The sequence below is a fragment of the Neoasaia chiangmaiensis genome (assembly GCF_002005465.1).
In the GTDB taxonomy this organism is placed as follows: Bacteria; Pseudomonadota; Alphaproteobacteria; order Acetobacterales; family Acetobacteraceae; genus Neoasaia; species Neoasaia chiangmaiensis.
The window spans coordinates 1,511,231-1,537,462 of the sequence record NZ_CP014691.1 but is presented as its reverse complement, the minus strand read 5'-3'; the positions used below and the strand labels follow the sequence as shown (position 1 = coordinate 1,537,462).

General features: G+C 63.2%; 19 protein-coding genes. 12 read left to right on the top strand and 7 right to left on the bottom strand.

The window, feature by feature from the left end; all coding sequences use genetic code 11:
- Positions 1–29: 29 nt before the first annotated feature.
- On the bottom strand, positions 30–1,703 hold the full coding sequence (locus tag A0U93_RS07230) for a mannitol dehydrogenase family protein (protein WP_169852711.1): 1,674 nt from the start codon (positions 1,701–1,703) through the stop codon (positions 30–32).
- Here A0U93_RS07230 and A0U93_RS07225 point away from each other — a divergent pair.
- Genes A0U93_RS07225 through trhO form a run of 4 tightly spaced genes read left to right on the top strand, consistent with a single transcriptional unit; the run spans position 1,702 to position 6,255 of the window.
- Positions 1,702–2,940, top strand: coding sequence for a TIGR03862 family flavoprotein (locus A0U93_RS07225; protein WP_077806741.1), 1,239 nt, complete (start codon positions 1,702–1,704; stop codon positions 2,938–2,940). The genes A0U93_RS07230 and A0U93_RS07225 overlap by 2 nt on opposite strands.
- Positions 2,937–4,376: an ATP-binding protein gene (locus tag A0U93_RS07220; RefSeq protein ID WP_077806740.1), complete on the top strand. Its 1,440-nt coding sequence runs from the start codon at positions 2,937–2,939 to the stop codon at positions 4,374–4,376. The genes A0U93_RS07225 and A0U93_RS07220 overlap by 4 nt, the downstream gene beginning before the upstream one ends.
- Positions 4,361–5,308: a hypothetical protein gene (locus A0U93_RS07215; RefSeq protein WP_077806739.1), complete on the top strand. Its 948-nt coding sequence runs from the start codon at positions 4,361–4,363 to the stop codon at positions 5,306–5,308. Before A0U93_RS07220 ends, A0U93_RS07215 begins: the two co-directional genes overlap by 16 nt.
- Positions 5,305–6,255, top strand: coding sequence for an oxygen-dependent tRNA uridine(34) hydroxylase TrhO (gene trhO / locus A0U93_RS07210; RefSeq protein WP_077806738.1), 951 nt, complete (start codon positions 5,305–5,307; stop codon positions 6,253–6,255). The genes A0U93_RS07215 and trhO overlap by 4 nt, the downstream gene beginning before the upstream one ends.
- Positions 6,256–6,268: 13 nt before the next feature.
- On the opposite strand, the gene A0U93_RS07205 is transcribed toward trhO, so the two are convergent.
- Positions 6,269–8,557: a glycosyltransferase gene (locus A0U93_RS07205; RefSeq protein ID WP_077806737.1), complete on the bottom strand. Its 2,289-nt coding sequence runs from the start codon at positions 8,555–8,557 to the stop codon at positions 6,269–6,271.
- A gap of 253 nt (positions 8,558–8,810) precedes the next feature.
- Here A0U93_RS07205 and A0U93_RS07200 point away from each other — a divergent pair, with 253 nt between their 5' ends.
- Positions 8,811–10,748 carry a glycosyltransferase family 2 protein gene (locus tag A0U93_RS07200; protein WP_147150774.1) on the top strand — a complete coding sequence of 646 codons (1,938 nt, stop codon included), beginning with the start codon at positions 8,811–8,813 and terminating at the stop codon, positions 10,746–10,748.
- A 107-nt stretch (positions 10,749–10,855) separates the two neighbouring features.
- Complete coding sequence (locus A0U93_RS07195) at positions 10,856–11,656, top strand: sulfotransferase family 2 domain-containing protein (protein ID WP_077806735.1); 801 nt, start codon at positions 10,856–10,858, stop codon at positions 11,654–11,656.
- 13 nt (positions 11,657–11,669) lie between these two features.
- Here the strand turns inward: A0U93_RS07195 and A0U93_RS07190 are convergent, their stop codons facing one another.
- The 5 genes from A0U93_RS07190 to A0U93_RS07170 are packed head-to-tail and all read right to left on the bottom strand — an operon-like array spanning position 11,670 to position 17,166.
- Positions 11,670–12,125, bottom strand: coding sequence for a nitrate reductase associated protein (locus A0U93_RS07190; protein WP_077806734.1), 456 nt, complete (start codon positions 12,123–12,125; stop codon positions 11,670–11,672).
- A 12-nt stretch (positions 12,126–12,137) separates the two neighbouring features.
- Complete coding sequence (gene fdhD / locus A0U93_RS07185; RefSeq protein WP_077806733.1) at positions 12,138–12,944, bottom strand: formate dehydrogenase accessory sulfurtransferase FdhD; 807 nt, start codon at positions 12,942–12,944, stop codon at positions 12,138–12,140.
- The gene (locus A0U93_RS07180; RefSeq protein ID WP_077806732.1) at positions 12,941–15,226 is read right to left on the bottom strand and encodes an FdhF/YdeP family oxidoreductase; all 2,286 of its coding nucleotides are present in this window, start codon (positions 15,224–15,226) and stop codon (positions 12,941–12,943) included. Before A0U93_RS07180 ends, fdhD begins: the two co-directional genes overlap by 4 nt.
- 47 nt (positions 15,227–15,273) lie before the next feature.
- Positions 15,274–16,200 (bottom strand): formate/nitrite transporter family protein, encoded by a 927-nt coding sequence (locus A0U93_RS07175; RefSeq protein ID WP_077806731.1) that lies wholly within the window; start codon positions 16,198–16,200, stop codon positions 15,274–15,276.
- 27 nt (positions 16,201–16,227) lie between these two features.
- Positions 16,228–17,166, bottom strand: coding sequence for a cupin domain-containing protein (locus tag A0U93_RS07170; protein WP_077806730.1), 939 nt, complete (start codon positions 17,164–17,166; stop codon positions 16,228–16,230).
- Positions 17,167–17,398: 232 nt separating this feature from the next.
- On the opposite strand from A0U93_RS07170, the gene A0U93_RS07165 reads away from it, so the two are divergent.
- The 6 genes from A0U93_RS07165 (at position 17,399) to cysK (ending at position 26,218) form a co-directional block, all read left to right on the top strand.
- Complete coding sequence (locus tag A0U93_RS07165; protein ID WP_077806729.1) at positions 17,399–18,301, top strand: LysR family transcriptional regulator; 903 nt, start codon at positions 17,399–17,401, stop codon at positions 18,299–18,301.
- Between the two features lie 115 nt (positions 18,302–18,416).
- Positions 18,417–20,294 carry a potassium transporter Kup gene (locus A0U93_RS07160; protein ID WP_077806728.1) on the top strand — a complete coding sequence of 626 codons (1,878 nt, stop codon included), beginning with the start codon at positions 18,417–18,419 and terminating at the stop codon, positions 20,292–20,294.
- 480 nt (positions 20,295–20,774) lie between these two features.
- Positions 20,775–23,024 (top strand): TonB-dependent receptor domain-containing protein, encoded by a 2,250-nt coding sequence (locus tag A0U93_RS07155; protein ID WP_245825173.1) that lies wholly within the window; start codon positions 20,775–20,777, stop codon positions 23,022–23,024.
- A gap of 16 nt (positions 23,025–23,040) precedes the next feature.
- A complete protein-coding gene (locus A0U93_RS07150; protein ID WP_077806726.1) occupies positions 23,041–24,720 on the top strand; it encodes a DUF885 family protein in 1,680 nt (559 codons plus the stop codon).
- A 32-nt stretch (positions 24,721–24,752) separates the two neighbouring features.
- Positions 24,753–25,082, top strand: a complete 330-nt coding sequence (locus A0U93_RS07145) for a metal-sensitive transcriptional regulator (protein ID WP_077806725.1) — start codon at positions 24,753–24,755, stop codon at positions 25,080–25,082.
- A gap of 140 nt (positions 25,083–25,222) precedes the next feature.
- Positions 25,223–26,218, top strand: coding sequence for a cysteine synthase A (cysK, locus tag A0U93_RS07140; RefSeq protein ID WP_077806724.1), 996 nt, complete (start codon positions 25,223–25,225; stop codon positions 26,216–26,218).
- Positions 26,219–26,232: the final 14 nt, after the last annotated feature.

The following is a 26,232-nucleotide window of genomic DNA, read 5'->3' as shown; positions in this document are numbered from 1 at the left end:
CGACGGGATGCGACCGGCACGATTTTCTCCTACATGACGTGCGAGGCGACGCGCAGGACTTCCTCAAGGACGGTGAGCGTGCCTTGCGCGGCGATGGCATGCGCGTAGATCGCGGTCATCTCCACGATCACGGAGCTTGGCGTCAGCCCCATGTCGCCGAACATCGGCAGCGTGGTCAGCGCCTTGACCGGGTCGCCGGTCAGGGCGCGGCGATCGTCGGTCAGGTGGGGTTCGAACGGCTCGAAGTCACGACCGAGGTCGTCCCGGCCGCCGCAATAGCGCAGGAAGCAGGCGACGACGAAGGCCATGCGTCGGATATCGCCGCCGCGCTCGGCGACGGTGGCGAGGGTCGGCAGCAGGAAGGTCGGCAGCTTGCTGCGGCCGTCGCCCGTGATGCGGGAAAGACGGTCGCCGACTTTCGGATTGCTGAAGCGGGCGATGATCTGATCGCGGTACGTCTCCAGATTCATGCCGTCGGGCGCATGCAGGATCGGGAGGACGTCATGTGTCATGAAATCGAAAACGAGGCGGTGGATCAACGGGTGGTCGATCGCGTCCTTAACGGTTTCCAGTCCGGCGAGCTGTCCCGGATAGGCCAGCATGGAGTGCGAGGCATTGAGCATGCGCACCTTGGCCAGTTCATAGGGATGCACGTCTGCGACGACCTGCGCGCCGACGCTTTCCAGCGGCGGGCGACCGTTGCAGAAGCGGTCCTCGATGACCCATTGCGCGAAATCCTCGGAGATCACCGGCAGGCGGTCATGGACGCCGCACTCGGCGTTCACGCGTTCGGCGTCTTCCTTGTGCACGACCGGGGTGATGCGATCGACCATGCTCGTGGGGAAGGTGACGTTCTGCTCGATCCAGTCCGCCAGATCGGCGTCCAGCGCCATGGCGTGGCTGATGACCGCACTGCGGCTGATGACGCCATTGTCGCGCAGGTTGTCGCAGGACATGACGGTGAAGGGCGGCGTGCCGCTGTCGCGGCGACGGCGGAGGGCTTCCACGATATAACCGAAAGCGGAGCGCGGTCTGGCAGGCTCGGCCAGTTCCGCCTGTGTCATGGGGGCGTGCAGGCGATAGGTGCCGGTCGCGGGGTCGTGGTTGTAGCCGCCCTCGGTGATGGTGAGGGAGACGATACGCGTGGCGGGGTCGGCCATACGGGCCAGGACGGCTTCCGGGTCGCCGGGTGCGAAAAGGTACTCGACCATGCTGCCGATCACCTGATGCGTGGATGAGCCGTCGGCGGCGTAGCGTGTGAGGGTATAGAGATTGTCCTGCGCCGGGAAGATGTCCTTCTTCAGGCGTTCGTTGGCATCGTCCATCAGGCCGACGCCGCAGATTCCCCAACCTTCGTTGCCGGGTTTCGCCAGCAGGCGATCGAGATACCAGGCCTGATGCGCGCGATGGAAATTGCCGACGCTCAGATGGACGATGCCGGGCCGAACGGCCTGGCGATCGTAGGCGAAGCGTTGGGTCTGGGCGGGGAGGTCGGCGAGCGTATCGCTGCGAAGGTCGATCATTGTCAGTCCTGTAGCACCCGTGCGCATGGTGGCTGAAGGGGTGGTGGGAAATGGCGGCCGTTCGGCCTGAACGTCATTACGCGCAGCTTCCTGCGACTCCCAAATCATGAAGTTGCGATCACGCAAGGCCGATCGGGCGTTGGCAAAGGACGCGGGACGCGCCAGATAGTTGCGCTGCATGTCCGATCCTCGTTCTCCCTTCATCGCCGTGATCGGCGCCGGTCCGGCGGGCCTGTTCGCCGCGGAGTATCTTGCCGCGGCGGGGCATCGGGTCGTCGTCCACGATCGCATGGCCCATCCGGCGCGGAAGTTCCTGATGGCAGGGGCCAGTGGCCTTAACCTGACGCATGCCGAGGGCCTGCCGGCATTTCTCGATCGCTATGGCGCGGCGCGGGACTGGCTGGAACCCGCCATCCGCGACTTCCCGCCCGAGGCCTTGCGTGCGTGGGCGGAAGGGTTGGGTCAGCCCTGTTTCGTCGGGAGCAGTGGCCGCGTGTTTCCCGAATCAATGAAAGCTTCGCCATTGCTGCGCGCCTGGCTGGCGCGCCTGCGGGCGTTGGGGGTGACGTTCGCGGGGCGGCATCGGTGGAGGGGCTGGCATGATGACGCGCTGGTTTTCGAGACGCCGGATGGCATGGTGCGGCAGGTGCCGGCGGCGACCGTCCTGGCGCTGGGCGGTGCGTCCTGGGCGCGGCTCGGGTCGGATGGCGCCTGGGCGGGCTTTCTGCCGACTGTCATGCCGGGGGCGGTCGTCGCACCGTTTCGTCCATCCAATTGCGGCTTTCTGCCCGGCTGGCCGCCGGAGCGCTGGGCGCGGGCGGAAGGGGCCGTGCTGCATGGCGTGACATTGCGCCATCGGGGGCGCGCCGCGCGGGGCGATCTGACGTTCACGGCGCATGGGATCGAGGGTGCGCCGATCTATGCGCTGTCCGGCCCGCTGCGCGATGCCATCGCGCGGGATGGCGCGGCGGAGATCGCGGTCGATCTGCGACCGGGCATGGACGCCGCCGCGCTGGCGGCGCGTCTGGGGCGATTGCGCCCGCGCGAAAGCCTGAGCAACCGGTTGCGCAAGGGCGCGTCCCTCTCGCCGGTGGCGCGTGTCGTGCTGGGCGCGGTTGCGGATCTGGATGCGCCCGCGCTGGCGGCGCGGATCAAGGCCGCGCCGTTGCGGCTGATCGCGACCGAGGCGATGGACCGGGCGATCTCGGTGGCGGGCGGCGTGCGGGCGTCGGCGCTGGATTCGCATTTCATGTTTCGCGACAGGCCGGGCGTGTTCGCGGCGGGCGAGATGCTGGACTGGGAAGCGCCAACGGGCGGCTATCTGTTGCAGGCCTGCTTCGCCACCGGGCTTGCGACCGCAAAAGGCGTGGATGCGTGGCTGACTTCGGCGGCTACATCCTGTAGGACGCGGGCATGACCGTCTCCGTCTCCCTGGGCCGCGGCCGTGACGGCGCGGATGTGCCGCTCGACCTGACCGAACTTCTGGCCACGCGTCTGCTGGTGCAGGGCAATTCCGGCTCCGGCAAGTCGCATCTGCTGCGGCGCCTGCTGGAGCAGACGGCCACGCTGGTGCAGCAGGCGATCATTGATCCGGAGGGCGATTTCGTCACGCTGGCCGAGAAATACGGGCATCTGGTGATCGATGCCGCCGCGCAGACCGAGGCCACGTTGCGGGCAGCCGGTGAGCGGGCGCGCATTCATCGGGCGTCCGTGGTTCTGAACCTCGAATCCGTCGATGCCGAGATGCAGTTGCGGGCGGCGGGGTCGTTCCTGAACGGGATGTTCGATGCCCCGCGCGACTATTGGTATCCGGTGCTGGTGGTGGTGGACGAGGCGCAGCTTTTCGCGCCTGTGGCGGGTGGCGATACGTCCGACGAGGCGCGCCGGCTTTCGCTCGGTGCGATGACCAACCTGATGTGTCGTGGCCGCAAGCGTGGACTGGCGGGCATCATCGCGACGCAGCGTCTGGCGAAGCTGGCGAAAAATGTGGCGGCCGAGGCCTCCAATTTCCTGATGGGGCGCACGTTTCTCGATATCGACATGGCGCGCGCCGCCGATCTGCTCGGCATGGAACGTCGGGCGGCGGAATCGTTCCGCGATCTGGGGCGCGGGCAGTTCATGGCGCTTGGTCCGGCGCTGAGCCGTCGGCCCCTGTCGGTTGCGATCGGCAGCGTGGAGACCGCGAGCCATGCCACGGGGCCGAAGCTGATGCCGTTCGAGGCCGGGGCGGCGGCGGACATGCGTGACCTGATTCTGGAGCCGGTGGTGGATGCCGCGCCGCGCCCGCGCGAGCGGCGCGTGCCGCCGCCGGACCTGCTGGCGCAGCTGGACGCTTTCGCCGCGGAGCGTGCGCCGGCCGTTGTTCTGGAGGATGCGCCGCGTATCGAGGCCGATCCGGACACGCTGTGGCGTCTGGTGTCCGCCGTGGCGGCGGAGCCGGAGGCCGATTACCGTCCGCTGGCGACGCTGTATCAGGATTTCCAGCTTCGGGCGCGGATCGAGGGTCTGGGCCGTGACGTGCTCGATATGAGCGGCTTTCGCATGCTTCTGGCGGCCGTCCGGTCCGGTATTGCGCCGGAGCGCCGACAGGACGACGAATGGCGGCAGGCGGAAACCATTGCGGCGGGGCTGCCGGAGGATGTGCAGGGCGTGACGCTGCTGCTGGCGCGCGCGGCGCTGGATGGTCTGCCATGCCCGGACGATGCGGCGCTGGCGCGGGCCTATGGCACGCATTCCCTGGGGCGTGCGCGGCGGCAGTTGAGCTATCTGGAGGAGCAGCATGTGATCGTGCTGCGCGAGGATGCGCAGGGACGGCGCGTGGCGTTCGTGGGGGTGGGATGGCAGACCGCCTGATCCGCCATGCTGTTGGGGTGCTGCTTTTCTGCGCCATGGCACAACCGGCACGCTCCGCGCCCGATCCGTTATGCGGCGCATTGCATCGGACCCTGCTGCCCGGGAAGGGCGCGGACTGGCGGCTGAAGGATATCCTGCCGGACGCGGTCGAGGCATCCGAGATGCCTGCGCCGCCGGATGCGGCGCATTTGATGCCCGATGATTCCAGTTTCACGTTGCGCTATTATCATCTCGTGGAGGGGAGACTGGGCGCGTTGCAGCGCGTCGCCGGGACGCTCCACTGCGCCGAGACGCGTTTCGTCAGCGGAAACGACGGTCATCTCCAGCCGATGCCTTACCCGGCCGGCATCAGGAAAAGTCCCTGCTGGGACGATACGCTGTGGCTGGGTCGCGTGCGCGGTGTGCCCTATGTGGTTGAGGACGAGCGTGGGGCGGGCGATCGTGCGCGTGCGCTACGGGCGTCCGGATGGCGGAACGGTCGGTGGACGCCGGTCTGCCATGTGAAAGAGAGTTACGCCGTGCGTCTTGAGGCCGAAACGAGTGGGTGCCGTGCGGGTGCGCCGTGCAATGAACTGGCGCGAACGGCTCTGGAACTGGCGCAGGCGGCGCAGCGGGACCGGGAGCATCGCATCGGGCCATGGCAGCAGGACCGAACCGATAATTTCGGCACGGACCATCCCACGCTGCCCGTTTTCGGTGTGCCGCCGATCAATGGCTATACGACGATGTATGCTCCGGTTTCCTCCGACCGTGCGATCGATGGCCAACGCTATCGGATGACTGTAGGCGGCGGGATGATCGGCTGGCGGATTTATCCCGGCTGGCTCGTGCGCGTGACGCAGCTTGACGCGGATGGACACGAGACGCCGGTGGCGGGATATCAGTTCGCGCGCCGTCCCGATACGATAACCTCCCTGACGATCGCACCATGACCCAGACTGCTCCATCCTTTCGCGTTGCCGCGCTGTATCGCTTCACGCCTTTCGCCGATCCGGCAGCGTTGCGGGGGCCGTTGCTGGATTGCTGCCTGACGGCTGGCGTGCGGGGCACGCTGCTGCTGGCGCGGGAGGGGATCAACGGCACCATCGCCGGTCCGGATGCCGGTATCGAGGCCGTGCTGGCGCATGTGCGTGGGCTGCCGGGCTGTGCGGCCATCGAGGTCAAGGAATCGTGGGCCGGGGAATGGCCGTTCCAGCGCATGAAGGTGCGCCTGAAACGCGAGATCGTGACGATGGGACAGCCGGACATCGATCCTTTGAAAGAGGTCGGTCATTACGTTGCGCCGGAGGACTGGAATGCGCTGATCGACGATCCGGAGACGATCCTGATCGACACGCGCAACGATTACGAGGTGGCGGTCGGCACCTTCCGGGGGGCGATCGACCCCGAGACAGCGCATTTTCGCGATTTCCCCGCATGGTTCCGCGCGCGCCGGGAGGCGCTGCTGGCGGAAAGGAAGACGCCGAAGATTGCGATGTTCTGCACCGGGGGCATTCGCTGCGAGAAGGCGACGGCCTTCGTCAAGGCGGAAGGCATCGAGGATGTGTTCCATCTTCAGGGCGGTATCCTGAAATATCTGGAGACGATCCCGCCGGAGGAAAGCCGGTGGGACGGCGATTGCTTTGTGTTCGATGAGCGCGTCACGGTACGCCACGGCCTGATGCCCGGCGATTACGACCTGTGTCGCGCGTGCCGCCGCCCGATCGACGCGGCGGACCGGGCTTCGCCACTGTATCACCCGGGTGTCAGCTGTCCGGCCTGCCACGACACACGCAGCGCGGCGCAGAAAGCGCGCTATGCGCAACGCGAGCACCAGACGCGTCTGGCGGCGCAGCGTGGCGAGACGCATATCGGGCAGGTCAAGGCGAAGAAGTCCTGAGTCCGGATCGGGTTCAGGGCATCAGCGCCGCGATAACCGATTCCCGCATGGCCTCTTCGGAGAAATGCGCGCGGGCAAAATCCGTCTGTGCGTGGGATCGCGCCAGCCAGACCCTGTCATCCCGCAGGAGCAGGAGCAGGTCGTCGGCGATCGACCGGGCGTCCGGGCAGATCGGCAGGATGGCGTCCAGTCCTTCGATTCCCTCCGCGCCGATTGGCGTGACCGTCAGCGGGAGCCCTTCATGCAGTGCCTCGACGGTCTTGCCCTTCACGCCGGCGCCGTAGCGCAGCGGCACGACGGCGGCGCGGCTTGTCTGGTAAAGATCGTGCAGGGTCTTGTCGTCGATCCAGCCTGTCACCGTGATATTCGGACTGGCCAGCGCCAGGATTTTCGTCGTCGGATGCGAGCCGGCAAGGACCAGTGTCGCTTCGGGGCATTGCTCATGGATCAGTGGCAGGACCTGCCGGGCCATGAACAAGGCCGCATCCTCGTTCGGCGGATGCGCGAACCCGGCCACCATCAGGATCGTGGTCGTTGCCGGGGCGTGATCGCGGCCTGTGAATGTCGGGAAGCAGTATGGCACGACCACGCGATAGTCTCCGCGCGGTTCGAGCTTGCTGGCGATGTCCGCTTCGGCCCGTGAGAGATAGATCGATGCATCGAAAATGCGCCAGAGGCGACATTCCTGCCTGTCCATGGTCTCGGCGCGCCGCAGGATATCGGGATCGCCGGTCAGTTCCGCCTGTCGATGGAGCCGCACGCCGTGGAGATCGTGTCCGTAGAGGCAGAGACGCGCTTCGGTGCAGGCCATCAGTGCGGGGAGATAGGCGCTTGCCACGGCCGGGCGGCTGACCAGAATACAATCCAGCGCATCGCCACGCGCCAGCAACCAGTCTTCCAGGTCGCCCTGCCATCGGCTGTCGATGACCTCGATGCCCATGTCTTGCAGAACGGGCGTATAGACCGGTGAATAGAGACGGTTCTGCGGCCAGAACTTCACGACCCAGTTCGCGGCGACGAGGCTGCGCAGAACGCCCATGATCGTTCGTGAACCGGCATCCCGGTCGGGTTCGGGCACGTAATGGTCGATGACGAGGATAATCCTGCGGTGCATCGCACGGTCGCGGGCGCGCGGCAGGTCGTCCGGCCCGGCGAAATAGTCCTGGTCCAGCACTTCGGCCCATTGTTCGCGCATGCGGCGCGCGTTGACGCGCTGGTGGGCCTTGCCACCGGTGGCCTCGTCTGTCCCGTGGGAAATGCCTTCGTAGTGGATGACGGCGGCGCGTGGTTCGTAGACGACGCGTAGACCGGCCTGGCGGATGCGAAATGCCAGATCCGTGTCCTCGTAATAGGCGGGTGCGAATGTCTCGTCGAAGCCGTGCAGGCTTTCGAACAGGGTGCGGCGCAGCATGATCGCGGCGCCGGAGATATAATCGACGTCGCGTCGGTAATTGTATTCGGGGCTTTCGGGATTCTGTCCACGCCCCCAGTTCCAGCCGCTGGCGTCCCGCCAGACAATGCCGCCCGCTTCCTGAAGCGTGCCGTTGGGATAGATCAGTTTCGCGCCGGTCATGCCGATCGTGGGCGTTTCGTCCAGCAGGGCCACGAGGGCGTCGATCGCGCCTGGCATCGGCTCGGTGTCGTTGTTGAGAAAGAACAGGTAGTCGCCGCGCGCCAGTTCGGCTGCTGCGTTGCACGTCCGCAGAAAGCCGAGATTGTGCGCGGCGCGTCGGAATTCGATGCCGCGGACGTGTTTTGCGAAGAAGGCTGGATCGGCGCGGTCGGGATAGGCATCGTCCATGACGATGATCTCGAAAGGTGTTTGTGGCGCGTGTAGCGCCAGCGAGGCCAGGCATCGCAGTGTGTAATCGTCCTGACCGTAGGTCGGGATGATGATGGACACGCGCGGTGATGAGACCGTCTGGAAGGTGATCGGCTCGACCGCGTCCTCGACGCGATGTGCGGTGCGTGCGTGCAGCCCGGCGATATGCTGGCGAAGCTCCCTCGGCGCGGCGATGACCTCGTCAGCATGCGGCGTTGCGCGACGTGTGCGTCGCCTTGCGATGGCCGCCATGCGCGCGAGCCAGGGCAGGCGCTCGATGAGCGCTCGCAGGGGCGCCGTTCCGCGCCAGATGGTGCTGTTCTCGATGGCCGCCAGCCGTGTCGAAAGTTCACGGCATTCACGCCGCAATTTCCAGAGATGTATGTCGTCCGGCGTTTCATCGGTGGCGATCGATGCCGCAGGGAGGTCGGACTCTCGCATGGAGGGCTGATGAAGGGTGATGGCAGGGGTATCAGCCATGTTTGCAGCGGCTGCTCATAGTGGAGGAGATCCGAAAAATACGGGAGATAGAAACGATGAGCGTGATCGATCCCAACATTCTTGGAAACTATGGCAAAATTGCGTTCGGATTTTCGCAAGTAATGGCGAGGCTGAGGGAATTTTTTCGTAATGTTTCGTGTGGGATAGGATGTGCACGGAATGCGACATGTTGAGGATGTTCTGGTATTCAGGTTCATGAATGTGTTGGTTTTTCATTCCGGGGTCGTCATGCATGATTGAGGGGAGCGCCGATCTTCTGCCGGTATGTCTTGAAGATTTGCTGGCTGCCCGACAGGAGGTTCGCGAACGGGATCGTCTGATCGCGGAACTGCGTGTGGCGCTGGCGGCGCAGCGCCATGAGACGCGGTTGTCACAACATCGCCTCTCGGAGATCGAGGAAAGCACGGCGTGGCGCGTGACATCGCCGGTGCGGCATATGGCGCGTTATGTGCCAAAGATCGTGCATCGCTCGCTCAGGCGCGGCTTCCAGCAGGTACGACGCTGGAGAAGCCGTGCGACGGACGAACAGGCAGCGCCTGTGCCCATCCCGGGCGCGGAATATACCTATCGACCGCCAGCGCGCCTGAACGATCGGGTGTTATCGACGGGGCGTGCCAGAACCGATGGTCCCATGTTCTCCATCGTCATGGGCCTGAGCGCGAGCGATTTCGGGACGATCATCCGGCTCGTCGCGTCCCTGCGTTGCCAATGGTACGAGAACTGGCAGTGGGTCCTGATTGCCGATCGGATCGATCCGCTGGTTCAGGCTCTTCTGGAGGCGTTGCAGGATACGCGGATCGTTTACCGGGCGATCGAAGGCACGATGGTCGAGCGCATGGCGTCCGGATGGCGGGAGAGCCGTGGCGAATACGTCATTTTCCTTCGCGAGGATGATGAGCTTACGGAAGACTGTTTGTACGAACTGGATATCGCGCTCACCAGCGTATCGGCGGATGTCGTTTACAGCGATGAGGATATTCTGGATGAAAACGGTGCGGTCGTGCCGTATTTCAAGCCGGACTGGTCCCCCGATACCCTGATGAGCCTGCCTTATATCGGGCATGCCTGCGCCATACGGCGGACATTGCTGGACGATGCGGGTGGCGTATCTTCAGCTTGTTCCGATGGACCGTTCTGGGACGTCCTGCTGCGGGTGACGGAGCGGGCGCAGCGTATCTTGCATGTGCCGAAGGTGCTTTATCATCGTCGCGGGCAGGCGGCGGTGGAGCCCGGGGTCATGGCCCGCACGGCGGCGCTGGCGCGGCGCGGCGCGGCAGGGCGGCTCGAACCCGTGCCGGAAGCGCCGGGATATTTCCGTGTCGTCTACGCGGCGACCGGTACGCCGTTGATATCGATCATTATTCCGACGCGCGATCATGGTGCGATGCTGTTGCGCAATATCGACTCCGTGAGAAACGTTGCCGCCTGGCAGGACGTGGAATTCGTGATCCTGGACAACGGATCGCGTGATGGGGAGACGCGGGATATTCTCGACAACCTGTCGACAAATTCCAGGGTGAGCGTCATCCGGCACGACAGACCGTTCAACTATGCTGAACTGAACAATATCGGCGCACGGAGGGCGCAAGGTGAATTGCTCCTGTTCATGAACGACGACATGACGCTTCTAACGGCGGATGCGCTGGAACGCATGGCCGGGCTAGCGCAGCGGAAACATATCGGTGCCGTTGGGGCGAAGCTGCTTTACCCGGAGGGCCAGGGCATCCAGCATGTCGGCGTCATGAACATCGGATATGGGCCTGTTCACGCCATGAAGGGATGCGCGGCGGAGGATTGTGGCGCGTTCATGCGGGCGGTTCTGGATTACGACTGGTCGAGCGTAACGGGGGCCTGCCTGATGATCGAACGGACGAAATTCGATGCCGTGGGGGGCTTCGATGAGGAACTGCCCATTGCCTATAACGATAGCGATCTCTGCTTTCGGCTGATTGAGCGCGGCCTGTTCAATGTGGTGTGTCCGGCGGCGCAATTCCTGCATTACGAATCGTTCTCGCGCGCGAAGGATGACGATACGCCACGCCGGCGATCGCGGCTGGATGCGGATCGGCAGCGGCTTGAGGCGAGGCACCGCGATATTCTTGCGCGCGACCCGTTTCACAACCCTAATTTCGATCCGAAAAGCGCGTATTTCATGACGGGCCGTCAATAATAAGGCGTCGCACAAGAGCGATTGCAGTTTGTGACATTACATGACGTTACCGGCGCTCGACGGGGCGTATGTTCGGGTTGACCCGGACATAATCTCAAGAGACCGCCATGTTTCAATTTTGGTCTGCGCGCGCTGTGCGTACTGAGCGCGACGCCGTCATTATTCACTATCATATCTTCAAGAATGCCGGATCCAGCGTGGACGCGGCCTTGCAGCGACAGTTCGGTGACGCATGGGATACATTCGAGGGGCAGCATGCGCATGATATCCTGTCGCACCGGCGTCTGGCGGACTATCTCAAGCGCCGCCCGTGTCTGCGGGCTTTATCGACGCATCTGGGGCGTCCACCGCTGCCGTCGCGGCGCTGCTATCCGATGGTTTTCTTGCGCCACCCGTTGCTGCGGGCCAAATCCGTCTATTCTTTTGTCCGGCGGGACCCGCAACAGCCCCAGCATGGCGTGGCGAAAAGGGAGTCGTTCGCCGGGTTCGTCGACCATTACATGAGGGATGACTCACAACTGGCGCAGGTTATTCGCAACTATCAGGTTTTTCATCTCTCTGGTGCGGCGTTCGGGCCGAACCATACGCGCCGTGCCGTTGTCGTGGCCGACTTTGAGAAAGCGCGTCGTCTGCTTGCGGGTTGGGGGTTCGCGGGCATCGTGGAGCGCTTCGATGAGTCCCTGAAAATATATAGCCTGCGTTATGCGCCGTTTTTCGTGGATTTCGATCTCGCGTCATTTCGTGAAAACGTGACGCAGAGTGTGGTCGGCGCGGAGCTGGACACGCGTATCGCGGCACTGGAGGACGAACTGGGTGGCACGCTTGCCGCAACGTTCCGGAATGCAAACAGACAGGATTTCCAGCTTTATGACTGGGCCAGTGCCCGGTTTTTCTCGACACCCCGGTAATTGGGAGCGCACATCACGACGGAAGGAGTCCGAATTCCTTCATGGCGGGGACGAAATTCTCGTTCTCGTGCTTCGAGCGGGCGAGTTTAATCAGGGCGAAGCGTTGCAGGGGGGAGAGGTTGGCCCATTGCGTGTCAGTGGGAGGCGATATGTCGTCGGCGCCCGCCTGTTGGGCGATGTCGTCCGGCATCTGGTCCGGCTGCTGCCAGGATTCATGGGATTCAGGCGGCAGGAAGCGGGCGGGTTCATCGCTGCGGCTCTGAACGAGTTCCAGCACATGTTGACGGTAGGCCGCCTGTTCCGTCGGTGTCTCGCCGGGTTTATCGACCAGGGCTGCGCGGTCCTCATGCGTGAAGCGGCTCCATTGCCGCAGGGTGAGCTTGATGCCGCAGAGATCAAGCTTCATGCGCACGATCATCGGGATGCAGCGCAGGGAGCCGGCAAAATCGCTTTCGAAGTCAAAGAGCATATCGATTACTTTTTACTGGAACAGGATACGTTCGGCGCCGCAGAAAACGGTCTGGTTATCGCTGCGCGCGATGGCCAGAACCGTTTGTCCGGCCGATTCCGCCACGCGCAGGGCGCGCGCGGTGGGTGCGGAGACGGCTGCGACGATCCGCATGCCGGCGATGGCGGTTTTCTCCGCCATCTCGAAGGAATAGCGACTCGTCAGCAGGCAGAAGCCGTCGGTGAAATCGAGGCTGGATGCGATACCGGCGCCAATGAGCTTGTCGAGCGCGTTATGTCGCCCGACATCCTCGCGCGTCAGGATGATATCGCCTTGCGGATCGGCCCAGGCGGCGGCATGGACCATGCGCGTTTCGGCGTTCAGCGGTTGATGGTCTCCCAGGTTGCCCAGCGCGCGCCGGATGGCGGCAATCGCGATCGGCTGACCCGCGGGGAGTATCGTTCGCGGGTGGTCCAGCGTCTCGATCCGGTCGATGCCGCAGATGCCGCAGCCCGTGCGACCGGTTATGGCGCGGCGGCCCCGTTGCAGCAGGCGGCTGAAATCCTGCCCGTCGATCTGGACATGGAGTTCCAGACCGTCCGCGACCGATTGCACGCGAGTGTCGCGCACGTTCTGCGGACGGGAGACAATGCGTTCGGTCAGGGCGAAACCGCGCGCGAAATCCTCTAGATCGGCTGGCGTGGCCATCATGACGGCATAGGGATGCAGTTCGTTGAAGACGAGGCTGATCGGCGTTTCCTCGGCCACCATGCGGGAAACCGGCTCCGCGTCCCGGCCGACCCGCAGGCCCGGGACGCGGAGGGCGACATCCGGATTCATGCCGTTCCGGCGGTTTCGATCGCAGCGATGCGCACCGGGATCGACTTGGCGGCGGGCGTGCCGCTGATTTCGTCGAAATGTCCCAGCGGCAGGAGCGGGTTGAGTTCCGGGTAATAGCCGGCGATCGCGCCGCGCGGCATGGGATAGTCCAGCACCGTCAGGCCATCGACGCGACGCGTGATGCCATCCTCCGCGATGGTTTCCAGCGCGACGCGCGCCTTTGGCGGCAGTCCGCGATCGGCCCGATCCTGCGCGTTCATGAATAGGATCATGCGATCGTTATAGACGCCGCGATAGCGATCGCTGTTGCTGTAGATCGTCGTGTTGAACTGGTCGTGCGAGCGGATGGTGGACAGGCGCAGCATGGCGGGGTCGTCGATCGGGTCGTCCACGTCCAGGCCGGGGAAGAGAAGGAAATTGGCCTTGCCGCTCGGTGTCAGCCAGACGCGGCGACGCGGCGCGATGTCGAGATGAAATCCCTTCGGGTCCTGAATCTTTTCGACAAAGCCTTCGTAGATGTTCGGATAGACCGCGGCGATCTTGTCGCGGATCAGGTCGTAGTCGTCGATATAGCTTTCCCAGGGGATGGCGCTGTCCGGCAACGTGGCGCGGGCGATGCGGCAGACGATCTCGATCTCCGATCGCAGGTTCGCGCTGGCGGGTTCGAGGATGCCTTTCGACGAGGTGACGTTCGACATCGCATCCTCGATCGTGATGAACTGCACGCCGCCCTTCTGCCGGTCGATTTCCGAACGCGCGATGACAGGCAGGATCAGCGCATCGCGCCCGTGCACGAGATGGCCGCGATTGAGCTTGGTGGCGATGCCGACTGTCAGGTTCAGCCGTCGCATGGCTTCATAGGCGACGGGCGTATCCGGCACGGCATGGATGAAGTTGCCGCCCAGCCCGATGAACACTTTCGCGGTGCCCGCGATCATTGCCTTGATCGATTCCACGACATGATGGCCGTGTTCGCGCGGCGGTTCGAACCCGAAAACATCGCGCACGCGGTCGAGATAGGCTGGGGTCGGTTTCTCGTCGATGCCGACGGTCCGGTCGCCCTGCACGTTCGAATGGCCGCGGATGGGCGCGATGCCCGCGCCCGGCTTGCCGAAATTGCCCCGCAGCATCAGGAAGCTGGCCAGTTGCTGGATCATCCGCGCGCCCTGCTGGTGCTGCGTGATGCCCATGCCGTAGCACACGATGGTTGCCCTGGAGCGCGCATAGATATCCGCGACGCGGCGGATCTGTTCCTCGCCGATGCCGGAGATGCGGGTGATGTCATCCCAGGACCGGGTCATGACCTCCTCGCGCATGGCGTCGAAGCCCGTTGTATGCTCGGCGATGAAGTCGCGGTCGAGGATGTTCTCGCCGGCGTTCTCGCGTTCGAACAGCGCCTTCATGACGCCCTTGATGAAGGCGAGGTCGCCGCCGATGCGGATATGGACGAATTCGCTGGCGATGGCGGTGGAGCCGAAGGTGGCCATCTGCACCGGGTCCTGCGGCTCGGTGAAGCGGATCAGCGCGCGTTCGGGCATCGGATTGACCACGACGATCGGCACGCCGTGCTTGCGGGCATGGACGAGGTTGCTCATCATGCGTGGCGAGTTGGTGCCGGTATTCTGGCCGATCACGAAGATCGCCTCCGCCTTGTCGAAATCCGACATGACGATCGTGCCCTTGCCCATGCCGATGGACATTGGCAGGCCACGACTGGTGGGCTCGTGGCACATATTCGAGCAATCGGGGAAATTGTTGGTGCCGTAGGCGCGCACGAAGATGGAATAGAGGAACGCGGCTTCGTTCGAGGTGCGGCCGGAGGTGTAGAATTCAGCCTGGTCGGGGTTGTCCAGCGCGCGCAGGTGATCGCCGATCATCGCGTAGGCATCGTCCCACGAAACGGGAACGTAGCGGTCGGTCGCGCTGTCGTAACGCATCGGCTCGGTCAGGCGGCCCTGCTCCTCCAGCCAGTAATCGCTCTGCGCCATGAGCTCGGTGACGGTATGCTGCTCGAAGAAGGCGCGGGTGACGCGCTTCTTCGTTGCTTCCACCGCTAATGCCTTGGCGCCGTTTTCACAGAATTCGAGGGATTTCTCGCGGTCGGGGTCCGGGAAGGCGCAGCTGGGGCATTTGAAGCCGCCTGGCTTGTTCATCGACAGGAGAGCGCGAGAGCCCTTGGCCACCACGCTTTGCTCGAGCAGTACCTTGGCCGTGGCCTTGGCCGCGCCCCAGCCGCCGGCGGGGTGGTTATAGGGCTCGAAACGCGGTTTCTGCTCGGCCATGGTTGGGCTCTCCTGCTGATCGTTTCAGGCGTCTGGGCGATATCGGATCAGACGGGGCGCGAGGCCGGGTCCTGGTTCGAGATCGGTGTATGCTGGTAGGTGATATAGAGTGCGCCACCGGTAAAGACGAGACCGCCGACAAGGTTGCCGAGCGTGACCGGAATCTCGTTCCACAGCCACCAGTCGGCGACGCTGACAGGCGCGCCGAGCATCATGCCGGCGGGAATGGCGAACATGTTCACGACGCTATGTTCGTAGCCTTGTGCGACGAAGATCATGATCGGCAGCCAGCAGCCGGCGATCTTGCCGATGGTCGATGTGGAGGCAAGGCCCACGACCGAGCCGAGGCTGACCATCCAGTTGCAGAGGATGGCCTTGACGAACACGGTCAGCATGCCGGCCGCGCCGAAGGCTTCGTAGGCGGTGGTCTTGCTGACGGCGAGGGCGCGCAGCTTGTCGGCCAGCGGGCCGCCCGCGACATGGCCGCAATCGGTGATGGCGATCCAGAACAGGCCGGCATAGATCAGGCTGCCGAGCAGGTTGCCCGCAAACACCAGGATCCAGTTGCGGAACACGGCGCTGAGCGGGATGCGCCCGGCGAAGAAGGCCAGCGGCATCATGCCGAAATTGCCGGTCAGCAGTTCCATGCCCAGCAGGATGATGAGGGCGAAGCCGGCGGGGAACAGGACCGCGCCGACGATGAACTGGCCCGTCTGCGCGGCGACGAGGAATGCCATGGTCGTGACGAAGGCGAGATAGGCCCCGGCCAGCATGGCGCGGATCATGACGTCGCGCAGCGGAAGGGCGGCTTTCAGGATGCCCGCCTCGATCATGTTGGCAATAATGAGCGCGGGTTTGACGTAATCCGACACGATGGGATGGGCTCCACGGGAGGGCGACGCGACATGGTCACCGGAAAGCTGCTTATGCAGTGACGCATGACGGCTGACGAGGGTGCCCACCCGATACCGCATGCGCCTCACGCCAAAGCGTTCGTGACATCAGGTGAAGCGAATATCCAGCGTGCGCAGGTAGGTTTGCAGACCGGCATCCTGGATCGGGATCAGGCGTGCGTTAGCGCCGGATTCGTTGAAATGCGCATGCCAGTAGCCAGGCGGCGTGACGAAGGCGCAGCCGGATTCCCAGTCCACGCGCGTGGCGTTGGCGATCGTGCCGTCCGCCGCCAGTTCCGGGCCGACGAGCGTATAGCAGCCCGGCGCGCAATCAACGATGAAGTCGAGGGCGATCGATTGGTGACGATGCGGCTTCTGTTCGGTATGTGCGCCGATGATGCCGTACATCGCCCATAGCGTGTGGGTGACGGTGCGCGTCAGTGGAAATTCATCGGCCGCCAGCAGGACGCTGATACGGCTGCGTTCGGCGGCGGCGGGGTCGTTCATCGCGGCGGCGAGTTCGCGGTTGGCGTCTTCCGCGCGGAACAGGGTCGGGCGGAAGCGTGCATGGTCCGCTGTCGCGCCGAGATAGGTCAGCAGTGGCGCGTCGTTCACGGCATAGAGCGCGGCATCATCGCCGGCGGTCAGATCAAGGCCTGTCGGGCCGGGAATGGCGAAGAAATCACCGGCTTTCCAGTCGAAGGCGACATCGCCGCAGCGCGCCTGCCCATGACCGCGATGGACGTAGAACACCATCGAGGTGGCGTTGGGCCGGAGCGTCAGTGCGTCACCCCGGATGATCCGCACGAAATTGGCGCACAGGCCGGGGCCGGTTGCGGGAGAGGGACATTTCAGCGCTTCGCTCAGATCGAGCGGCACGATCCGCGTTTCGCCCCCGGCATAAAGGGAGGGGGCGAAGAAATGGTAGGGGATGCGCGGCGTCAGGCTGGGGCGGATCGGGTTGGCGGCCTTGCTGTATTCATAGAAACGACCGTTGCCGGGGGTGGAAACGTCGGTTGTTGTGCGGTCGAGGACGGCGACATTCATGATCGATCTCCTGTCGGGCGGCGAAGCATTGCCGTGGGGTGGAGATAGACACGCGCGTGCGGCCCTATCGATATCCGCGGCGGCACAGGAATTTTGCGTCCGGCGCAACAATGGATCATCCCGGGTGGGAAATATGTCACTTTTTCTTGTCTTGTCAGTCACTTGGAATAAGGATGACAGTTTGTGCGGGTATGCTGTCATGCCTGTGCGCGCAAAAACGTGAGAGGCGGACATGGATTACCTGATGGCGATGCGCCATTTCGTGGCCGTCGCGGATCGGGGCAGTTTTTCACGCGCGGCGCTGGAGCACGGCGTGAAGGTCTCCACCGTTTCGCGCCATGTCGCGGCGTTGGAAGCGGATGTGCAGGCGGCGCTGTTCAACCGGTCCACGCGTCGTCTGCATCTGACGGAGGCGGGTGCGTTGTTCCTCGGGCGGGCCCGGGCGGTGCTGGCCGATCTCGATCAGGCGCGACAGACGACCCGCGACTGGAACGGGCGACCGCAGGGTGTGCTGAAGGTGGCGATGCCCGGCGCGTTCGGGCGGCTGGTCGTCATGCCCGCCATGGGCGCGTTCCTAAAGGCGTTTCCGGATGTGCGGCTGGAAGCGACATTGACCGAGACGCCCCCCGATCCGATCGCGGCGGGGCTGGATGCGGTCCTGCGCATCGGGGTGCTTGAGGATTCGACGCTGGTGGCGCGCCGGCTCGCGCATGCGCCCAGCCTGATCGTGGCGCGGCCGGATTTGGTTGGCGCTGGGGCGGATTTGCACCTGCCGGACATGTTGCATGATCTGCCTTGCCTTGGGGCGACGACGCAGGGCACGGAGCGGTGGTGGTGGCACTGTTCCGACGGGCGGCATGGACATGTGGCGATCGACAGTGTCCTGCGCACCAACGATGTCGAGGCCTTGCGCGCGGCAGCCTGTGCGGGGCTTGGCGTGGCACTGCTGCCATGCTGGCTGGTGACGTCGGATTTGGCGGCGGGGAGGCTTGTGCAGCTGTTCGATGATCGGCGATGGGGATTCTCGGTTGAGCCGGAGCCGGGTATCTGGTTGCTTTATCCGCCGAAGAAAACAGTTTCCCCGAAATTGCGGGCGTTCGTCTCCTTTTTATCGACGCGTTTCGGACATGCGTAGAATTGTTTCCCTGTCCGATGATCCCTGATCGGAGTCGTAACGTTGATAGCGCTTCGGATGCCGCAAGACAGGCGTCAGGGGCCGACTCTGAAGGCCCATACAGAACGATGAGAGCATGATGGCCGACGAACAGCAGCAGAAACTTCTCCCGAGCGCGCTGGCGGCCCTCGGCATCGTTTTCGGGGATATCGGCACCAGCCCGCTTTATACGTTTCAGACGGTCATCAACGACACCGGCATGACGGATCGGGAGACGCTTCTGGGCGGTTTCTCGCTGCTGGTCTGGACGATGCTGCTGGTCGTGGCGCTCAAATATGCTGTCGTGGTGATGCGCGCGGACAACCATGGCGAGGGCGGGATCCTCGCATTGCTGTCGCTGGTGGGGCCGCGTTTCGGCAGGCGATGGCATGACCGTTCGACCCTGCTCGCGGCGGCCGGGTTGTTCGGCGCGGCGCTGTTGTATGGCGATGGCGCCATTACGCCAGCGATTTCGGTCCTGAGCGCGGTCGAAGGGGTTGGTGTCGTCACCAACGACCTGCATCCGTATATCCTGCCGGTCACCGTGGCGATCCTGTGCGGCATCTTCATGATCCAGCCACTCGGCACGGCGCATATCGGCAAGGTATTCGGGCCGATCATGGCGCTGTGGTTCCTGTCGATGGGCGGGATCGGACTGTTCTCGCTGCTGCATAATCCGGCAGTGCTGGAAGGACTGAGTCCCTGGTTCGGCATGACCTTCCTCTGGTATCATGGCGCGAAGAGCTTCGTGATCTTGGGTGCCGTTTTCCTGTCCGTCACCGGGGCGGAGGCGCTGTATGCCGATATGAGCCATGTGGGACGGCCCGCCATCCGGTTGTCCCTGGGTGTGATCGTCCTGCCGATGCTGATTCTGAGTTATGCCGGCCAGACGGCCTTCCTGCTCCAGCATCCGCAGGTCCGGAACAATCCGTTCTTCGCCACGATGCCCCATGGGTTGATCCTGCCGATGGTCATCCTGGCGACGCTGGCCACGATCATCGCCAGCCAGGCGATCATCACGGGCGCTTTCACGCTCACGCGTCAGGCGATGCAGCTGGGATGGTTTCCGGGGCTGATGATTCACCAGACATCCGATACGGAATATGGCCAGATCTACGTGCCGGTCATCAACTGGCTGCTGATGGCGCTGACCCTGGGCATCGTGCTGATGTTCAAAAGCTCGGATAAACTCTCCGGCGCCTACGGGACGGCGGTTTCCACGACGATGTTGATGACGACGCTGCTGCTGTTCGACGTCATGCGCTCGCGCTGGAAGTGGCCTTTGTGGAAAGCGATCCCGGTGGCGCTTTTCTTCGGCGGGATCGATGTCGTGTTCTTTACGGCCAATCTCCTGAAGATTGCGGCGGGCGGTTATGTCCCGCTGCTGATCAGCTTCGCGGTCTATACGGTGATGACGACGTGGCGGCGCGGCATCGAACTTCTGCGCGCGGGGCTGGCGCCGTTGGGCGAGCGCGCCGACGCGGTGCGCGATGATCTTCGGCAGGGACGGATCGCACGGACACCGGGTGCGGGCGTGTTCCTGGCGCGTTCGGACAGTTCGTTTCCGCCGATCGTGACGCGGCATGTGGCCGTATTCCATGCGCTGCCGGAACAGACAGTCGTGTTGAACGTGCAGTTCGACGAGGTGCCGCGCATCGCGTCCGGCAAGCGCATCCAGTCCGAACGGGTGGAAGAGGGTATCTGGCAGATTGGCGTTCGGTTCGGCTTCATCGAGATCCCGAACCTGTTTGCGGCCCTCCACGATGCGAAGATGGAGGGGTGCCATATCGATCTGGGCAAGGTGCTGTTCTTCGCGGGTGACGACGACATTGTGGCCGATCCAAAAAATCCCAAAATGACGACGCCGCGGCGATGGCTGTTCGGCTTCCTGTATCGCAACGCCGTCCGGGCTTCCGATCGCTTTACCCTGCCGCGCGAGCGGATGATCGAGATCGGTCATCAGGTCGGAATCTGACCGGCGGTGTTTGCGGCGATTTAATGACTGTCGCTAAATGTTGCGGGCACATTTTTCAATGTGGCCAGCTTACAACAGGTGATTTGTGAATTTTTGGATATTGGATAATTGTAATGATCCTGTAATTCGATCCTCTTGCGGGTTATGATGTCGGTCCCATAACGTTACGCAACCGTCGCGCCTGTAATGACTGTATCGGCTGCGTTTTTTCGACACACATAAAAGAATGGATCGAAGATCGTTATGGCATCGTCCTGTCGTCAATCGACATCTCGAAACCGTTTGAATCTCGTGCTGGCCGGTACGGCGCTGTCGTGGTGCGTTGCGGCTGTCATGCCGGTTTCAGGGGCTTCCGCCGCCACGACCGATACGAAGCACCGTCGTCATGTGACGCATCGCAGTACGCGGCACACCACGGCTGCGACAACGCTGCCGGGTGCGGGGGCGCCTGCCGCGACGGCGCGCCGTCGTCCACGCGCCATGGAATCCCACTCGCCGGAATCGCTCGTCGTATCGGCGCATCGCATCGCATCGCATGGCGCGGTGGAGATGGTGACCCGCCAGACGATGGACCATTTCGTCTCCGGCACCAGCCCGATGCAGATCCTGGCGTTGACCACGCCGGGCGCCAACTTCGCGTCCGACGATGCTTTCGGTCTCGATACCGTCGCCAACACGCTCTATATCCGCGGCTTCAACCAGTCCCAGCTTGGTGTTTCGCTGGATGGCATTCCGATGGGCGGGCAGGGATTCCATAACTGGAACGGCCTCGGCGTGGACCAGATGGAAATTCAGGAAAACCTGTCGGGCCTGACCCTGTCACAGGGGGCCGGTGCGCTGGACACGCCTTCGGCCCAGACCCTTGGCGGTGCGATCACGTTTACCTCCGCCGATCCGGACGACAGGGCCGGTGGGCGCGTGAGCCAGACCTTCGGCAGCTATGACATGTTCCGCACCTTCGCGCGGGCGGATAGCGGTGTGCTCAACTCGAGCGGCACGAAGTTCTACGCATCCTATGCCCGTACGGCGCAGGATCTCTGGAAAGGCTATGGGGACCAGCAGGAGCATCAGGCGAATTTCAAGCTGGTGCAGCCGGTCGGCGAGCATGGAAAGATTACGGCGGTCTTCGATTATTCGAATTTCGACCAGTATAATTTCATGAGCCTGACGAAAAACCTCTGGCGGCGGCTCGGACGTAACACGACCTATCTGAAGCCGGATTATGCCAAGGCCAAGGAATACGCGTATTATGCGCAGAACGGCGGCATTCCGCCGGGCCTGCCGAACGGCATCACGAACGATGAAGTCGGCGATTTTGCTTATGATGGTACGCAGGAGCAGCGGAATTATCTCTCCGCAGTGACGGGCGAATTCCAGATCGCACCGAATGTGACCTCGAAGACCGTGGCTTATGGCCATGTCTCGAACGGTGTGTATCAGGGCACCAACCCGTTCCTGACGTCGCCGTCCTCCGGCGTGCTGATGGCGGATGAGGCCGGGCATCCGGATGTGCGTCGTCTGGGATTTACGCAGAGCTTCGATGTGAAGCTGCGCAACAACGATATCCAGACGGGTATCTGGTATGAGAACGATCGTTTCAATTATCCGATGCGGATTTATGAAGACGGTCAGGACGCCGCGCACAACTCGAAAAGCAACTATTACGCAAACCAGTCCACGACGTGGTACTCGGATGCGTTCAATACAAATACGTTCCAGTTCTATTTGCAGGACGTCTGGCACATCACGAAGGGCATGACCCTGACGGGCGGCTTCCGTTCCCTGACGCAGACGACGCATGGCGGAACAAGCTTTGACCAGACGGCTGCGCTCGCATCCAGCTTCGGCACGTATTACAGCCATCCGTCATCCGGCAGCCTGACGGCGGCCAGTGCGTTTCTGCCGCACTTCAACTGGGACTACCACTTCCTCAACCATCACGAGGTCTACTGGGACATCGCGGAGAACATGCGGGCCTATGATTTCGGCCAGCAGTCCAGCGCGGGCAATCCGTGGGGTGGTCTGGGGTCCGCGGCCAATCCGGCACAGAGCGTTTTCAACGCCAGCAAGCAGACGCTTCGTCCGGAGCGGACCTGGAACTACGTTGTCGGCTATCGCTACAACTCCGAGTTCTTCACGGGCAGCGCGGATTTCTACCACACGGATTACATCAACCGTCTGGCGGCGATCACGAGCGGTCCGACCAACAATGTGTATGCGGCTTTCGTGAATGTCGGGCACGAAACGATGAACGGCGCGGACGTGCTGGGCGCGATCCGTCCGGTTCATGGGCTGGAGATCACGAACAGCTTCAGCTGGAACAATGCGACCTATGAAGACACGGCGCTGCCCTATAACGGCACGACGATCAACATCAAGGGCAAGCATCAGGTCTACTATCCGAAGTTCATGTACAAGGCGAACCTGAGCTATACGTGGCACCAGGCGGCGTTCAACTTCAACACGACGTATACGAGCCGTCGCGCCATGACCTACATCAACGATCAGTACATTCCGGCTTACTGGTCGTCGAACCTCAATCTTTCCTATGATTTCGGGAAGATCGGGTTTGCACGCAACATGAAGGCATCGTTCGGTATCTCGAACCTGTTCAATCGCAACTATATCGGCGGCGTTTATGGCGCGGCGTCGGTGTCGGGCGACGACAACGCGAACCTGTTCGTCGCGGCGCCGCGTGAATTCTTCGGCACGGTTGCCGCACAGTTCTGAGAGGGTTTTCCGTTTCATGACATGGCGTCGCGCTTCTGCCCGGTGGTTTCTCATTCTGGCGGGAGGCGGCGCCTTTGCCATTCTCGGCCCACAGCATCGGGCCGAAGGAGCGCCTGCGCCGTCCGTCGTGTCGTTGTTTCAGGACTGGCGCCGCTTCGTCGTGCCGAAACAGGTGGATGGCGCGGCGGATTTCAGTGCGGCGGCGCTATCCGAAAAACGTGCCGGAATCGAACCTTATCGTCGTCGGATCGATGCGCTTGCCGCATCAGCGCATAACCGTGAATCCCAGGTTGATCTCGATCTCATCCGCGCCGAGGTTGACGGTCTGGATTTCGATTTGCGCGTGTTGCAGCCCTGGTCGCGCGATCCGTCTTTCTACCGCACGGTTTTCGGTGAGGAGAGCGATGTCCCGGCGCATGAGGGACAGTCGGCGGACGTCATCGACCTGTTCAAATATCGCTATCCGCTGAGTGCCGGGGACGCGGCATCGCTGGCGAACCGGCTGCGCGGTGTGCCTCGTCTGCTGGCGCGGGCGCGGGTCGATCTTCAGGGCAGCAATGCCGCCGATCTGTGGCGTTATGGCGACCGCACGTTCACGCATCAGGAAAAGATCCTGTCGCAGTTGCTGGACGGCTCGCTGACGATGCGGACCTTCAACGGTCATGAAAACGCGAGCCTGAAGGGGGCGCCGGAAGCGGTGCGCAAGGCAGCGCAGGACGCCATGGTCGCGACACGGGAATTTCGCGATTGGGTAAAGGCGCAGGCGCCGACGAAAAATGGGCCTTCGGGCGTCGGCATTGAAAATTACGACTGGTATATGCAGCACGTGCAATGCGTGCCGTATAGCTGGGCGGAGCAGGTCGTGTTGTTGAAGCGCGAGCTGGCCCGCGCCGATGCCGCCCTGGCGGAGGAGGAGTGGCATCATCGCGCGCTGCCGCCGCTGAAAGCGGATCGCACGCCCGCGGCATATCGAGCCTTCGACGATGCGCGAATGGCGACATACGTGAATTTCGTCATGGATAATCGTTTCGCGCCTGATGAGGCTCGGTATCGTGCGGCGCTGGCGGCGCAGAAGATCGGTTACGTGGCGCCGGGGGAGCGCGACTTCTTCAGCAACGTGACCAGTCTCGACCCGCTGCCGCTGTATTCGCACGATATCCATTGGGTCGAACTGGCGAAAATCCGTTTCGAGCCGAATGCCGATCCGGTGCGTGCCGGTGCCCCGCTTTTCAACATCTATGCCGCACGGTCGGAGGGTTTCGCGACCGGGTTCGAGGAACTCGTCATGCGCGCGGGTTTGTATGACAGCGAGCCGCGTGGGCGCGAACTGGTCTGGATCATGCTGGCCAATCGCGCGGCACGGGGGTTGGCGTCGCTTTACGTGCAGGCCAACCGTATGGATCTGGCGATGGCGGGCAAGTTCCATGCCGCGCATACGCCGCGTGGTTATTCCGATCCGGACACGCCGCTGGTCGGTTTCGAGCAGATGCTTTATCTGCGGCAGCCGGGTTACGGCACGAGCTATGTCACCGGCAAGATCCTGATGGATCGCACGATCGCCGAATACACGCAGCAGAAGGGGGTGCCAGGTTCGCCGGCCACGTTGCCGGATGCCCTGAATGCGATCTATGGCGTGGGCATCGTGCCATGGCCGCTGGTGGAGAAGGCGCTCGACCTCAAGCCATTGACGCCGTAAGCCTTTGGCCGGAGCCGAACCGGAGGGCAGAAATGGCGCAGGACGAACAGGACGCATGTTGCGACATGTCGGCGATGCCGGATGATCCTCGCCGGGTGACGCAGCCGAACAAGCGGGCGCTGGTCAATCGCCTGCGCCGGATCGAGGGGCAGGTGGCGGGTGTGCGCAGCATGGTCGAGAGCGACCGTTACTGCGTCGATATCCTCACGCAGATATCGGCCGCCAAATCGGCGCTCGACGGTGTCGCGATCGAAGTTCTCTCCAGTCATGCCAATGGTTGCGTCCGGCGCGCGCTGAGCGACGAAGGTGGCCAGGCGGCGATCGATGAACTGCTGGGTGTCATTCGCAAGATGATCCGATGACGGTCGGTTCGGTCAGGGTATCCGTATTCTGAATTACGACGCCGATATGTGAAAACCGCGTATAACTTTGCCGGAATGCGGCAATCACCTTATACTGGCGGCGCATAGCAATCCTGATATCTGAACGGAGAGAGCAGGCGGTGACGGGCGCAAGAAAAAAGACGACGAAAAGCGTGCAGCACTACGCCGCGCCGCGCGGCCGCGTTTATGAATCGATCACCGAGACGGTCGGCGGCACGCCACTGGTGGCGCTCCCGCGGCTGACGGAGCATGACGACATCAAGGCGCGGATCCTGCTGAAGCTGGAATTCTTCAATCCGCTTGGTTCCGTCAAGGATCGGATTGGCGTGGCCATGCTGCGCGATGCGGAAGCCCGGGGCGTAATCACGCCGGGGCGCACCGTGCTGGTCGAGCCGACATCCGGCAATACCGGCATTTCGCTGGCATTCGCGGCCGTGGCGATGGGGTATCGGCTGATCGTGACGATGCCTGAAAGTGCATCGATCGAGCGACGCCGCATGATGCGGCTGATGGATGCGCAGCTCGAACTGACGCCGACGGAACTGGGCATGGCGGGCGCCATCAAGCGGGCGCAGCAACTGGTCGAGACGTTGCCGGATGCCTGGATGCCGGGCCAGTTCGACAATGATGCGAACCCGCTGGTCCATGCGAAGACGACGGCGGAGGAGATCTGGGCCGATACTGACGGGGCTGTCGATGTGGTCGTGGCGGGCGTGGGAACCGGTGGTACGGCCTCCGGCATTGCCCATGCGCTGAAGCGGCGGAAAAAGAGCCTCAGGGTCTTCGGCGTCGAACCGGCGGAAAGCGCGGTTCTGAACGGCGATGGACCGGGCCCGCACGGCATTCAGGGAATTGGGCCGGGCTTCCGTCCGCAGACACTGGATGTCGATGCGCTGGATGGCGTGCTGGATGTTTCCGAGCGGGATGCCATCGCCACTGCGCGGCGCTGTGCGCGGGTGGAAGGCATTCCCATCGGCATTTCCTCTGGCGCGGCATTGCAGGCGGCGATACGGCTGGCGGCGCTGCCCGAGCATGAAGGCAAGACGATCGTGACGATCGCGCCGTCGTTCGCGGAGCGTTATCTCTCGACATCGCTTTTCAATGGGCTCGCATGATGCTGTCATCGGGT

Coding starts and splice junctions, on each gene's coding strand:
- A0U93_RS07225 (WP_077806741.1), top strand. CDS start 1,702: ATGTCCGATCCTCGTTCTCCCTTCATCGCCGTGATCGGCGCCGGTCCG.
- A0U93_RS07230 (WP_169852711.1), bottom strand. CDS start 1,703: ATGCAGCGCAACTATCTGGCGCGTCCCGCGTCCTTTGCCAACGCCCGA.
- A0U93_RS07220 (WP_077806740.1), top strand. CDS start 2,937: ATGACCGTCTCCGTCTCCCTGGGCCGCGGCCGTGACGGCGCGGATGTG.
- A0U93_RS07215 (WP_077806739.1), top strand. CDS start 4,361: ATGGCAGACCGCCTGATCCGCCATGCTGTTGGGGTGCTGCTTTTCTGC.
- trhO (WP_077806738.1), top strand. CDS start 5,305: ATGACCCAGACTGCTCCATCCTTTCGCGTTGCCGCGCTGTATCGCTTC.
- A0U93_RS07205 (WP_077806737.1), bottom strand. CDS start 8,557: ATGGCTGATACCCCTGCCATCACCCTTCATCAGCCCTCCATGCGAGAG.
- A0U93_RS07200 (WP_147150774.1), top strand. CDS start 8,811: ATGATTGAGGGGAGCGCCGATCTTCTGCCGGTATGTCTTGAAGATTTG.
- A0U93_RS07195 (WP_077806735.1), top strand. CDS start 10,856: ATGTTTCAATTTTGGTCTGCGCGCGCTGTGCGTACTGAGCGCGACGCC.
- A0U93_RS07190 (WP_077806734.1), bottom strand. CDS start 12,125: ATGCTCTTTGACTTCGAAAGCGATTTTGCCGGCTCCCTGCGCTGCATC.
- fdhD (WP_077806733.1), bottom strand. CDS start 12,944: ATGAATCCGGATGTCGCCCTCCGCGTCCCGGGCCTGCGGGTCGGCCGG.
- A0U93_RS07180 (WP_077806732.1), bottom strand. CDS start 15,226: ATGGCCGAGCAGAAACCGCGTTTCGAGCCCTATAACCACCCCGCCGGC.
- A0U93_RS07175 (WP_077806731.1), bottom strand. CDS start 16,200: ATGCGGTATCGGGTGGGCACCCTCGTCAGCCGTCATGCGTCACTGCAT.
- A0U93_RS07170 (WP_077806730.1), bottom strand. CDS start 17,166: ATGAATGTCGCCGTCCTCGACCGCACAACAACCGACGTTTCCACCCCC.
- A0U93_RS07165 (WP_077806729.1), top strand. CDS start 17,399: ATGGATTACCTGATGGCGATGCGCCATTTCGTGGCCGTCGCGGATCGG.
- A0U93_RS07160 (WP_077806728.1), top strand. CDS start 18,417: ATGATGGCCGACGAACAGCAGCAGAAACTTCTCCCGAGCGCGCTGGCG.
- A0U93_RS07155 (WP_245825173.1), top strand. CDS start 20,775: ATGGAATCCCACTCGCCGGAATCGCTCGTCGTATCGGCGCATCGCATC.
- A0U93_RS07150 (WP_077806726.1), top strand. CDS start 23,041: ATGACATGGCGTCGCGCTTCTGCCCGGTGGTTTCTCATTCTGGCGGGA.
- A0U93_RS07145 (WP_077806725.1), top strand. CDS start 24,753: ATGGCGCAGGACGAACAGGACGCATGTTGCGACATGTCGGCGATGCCG.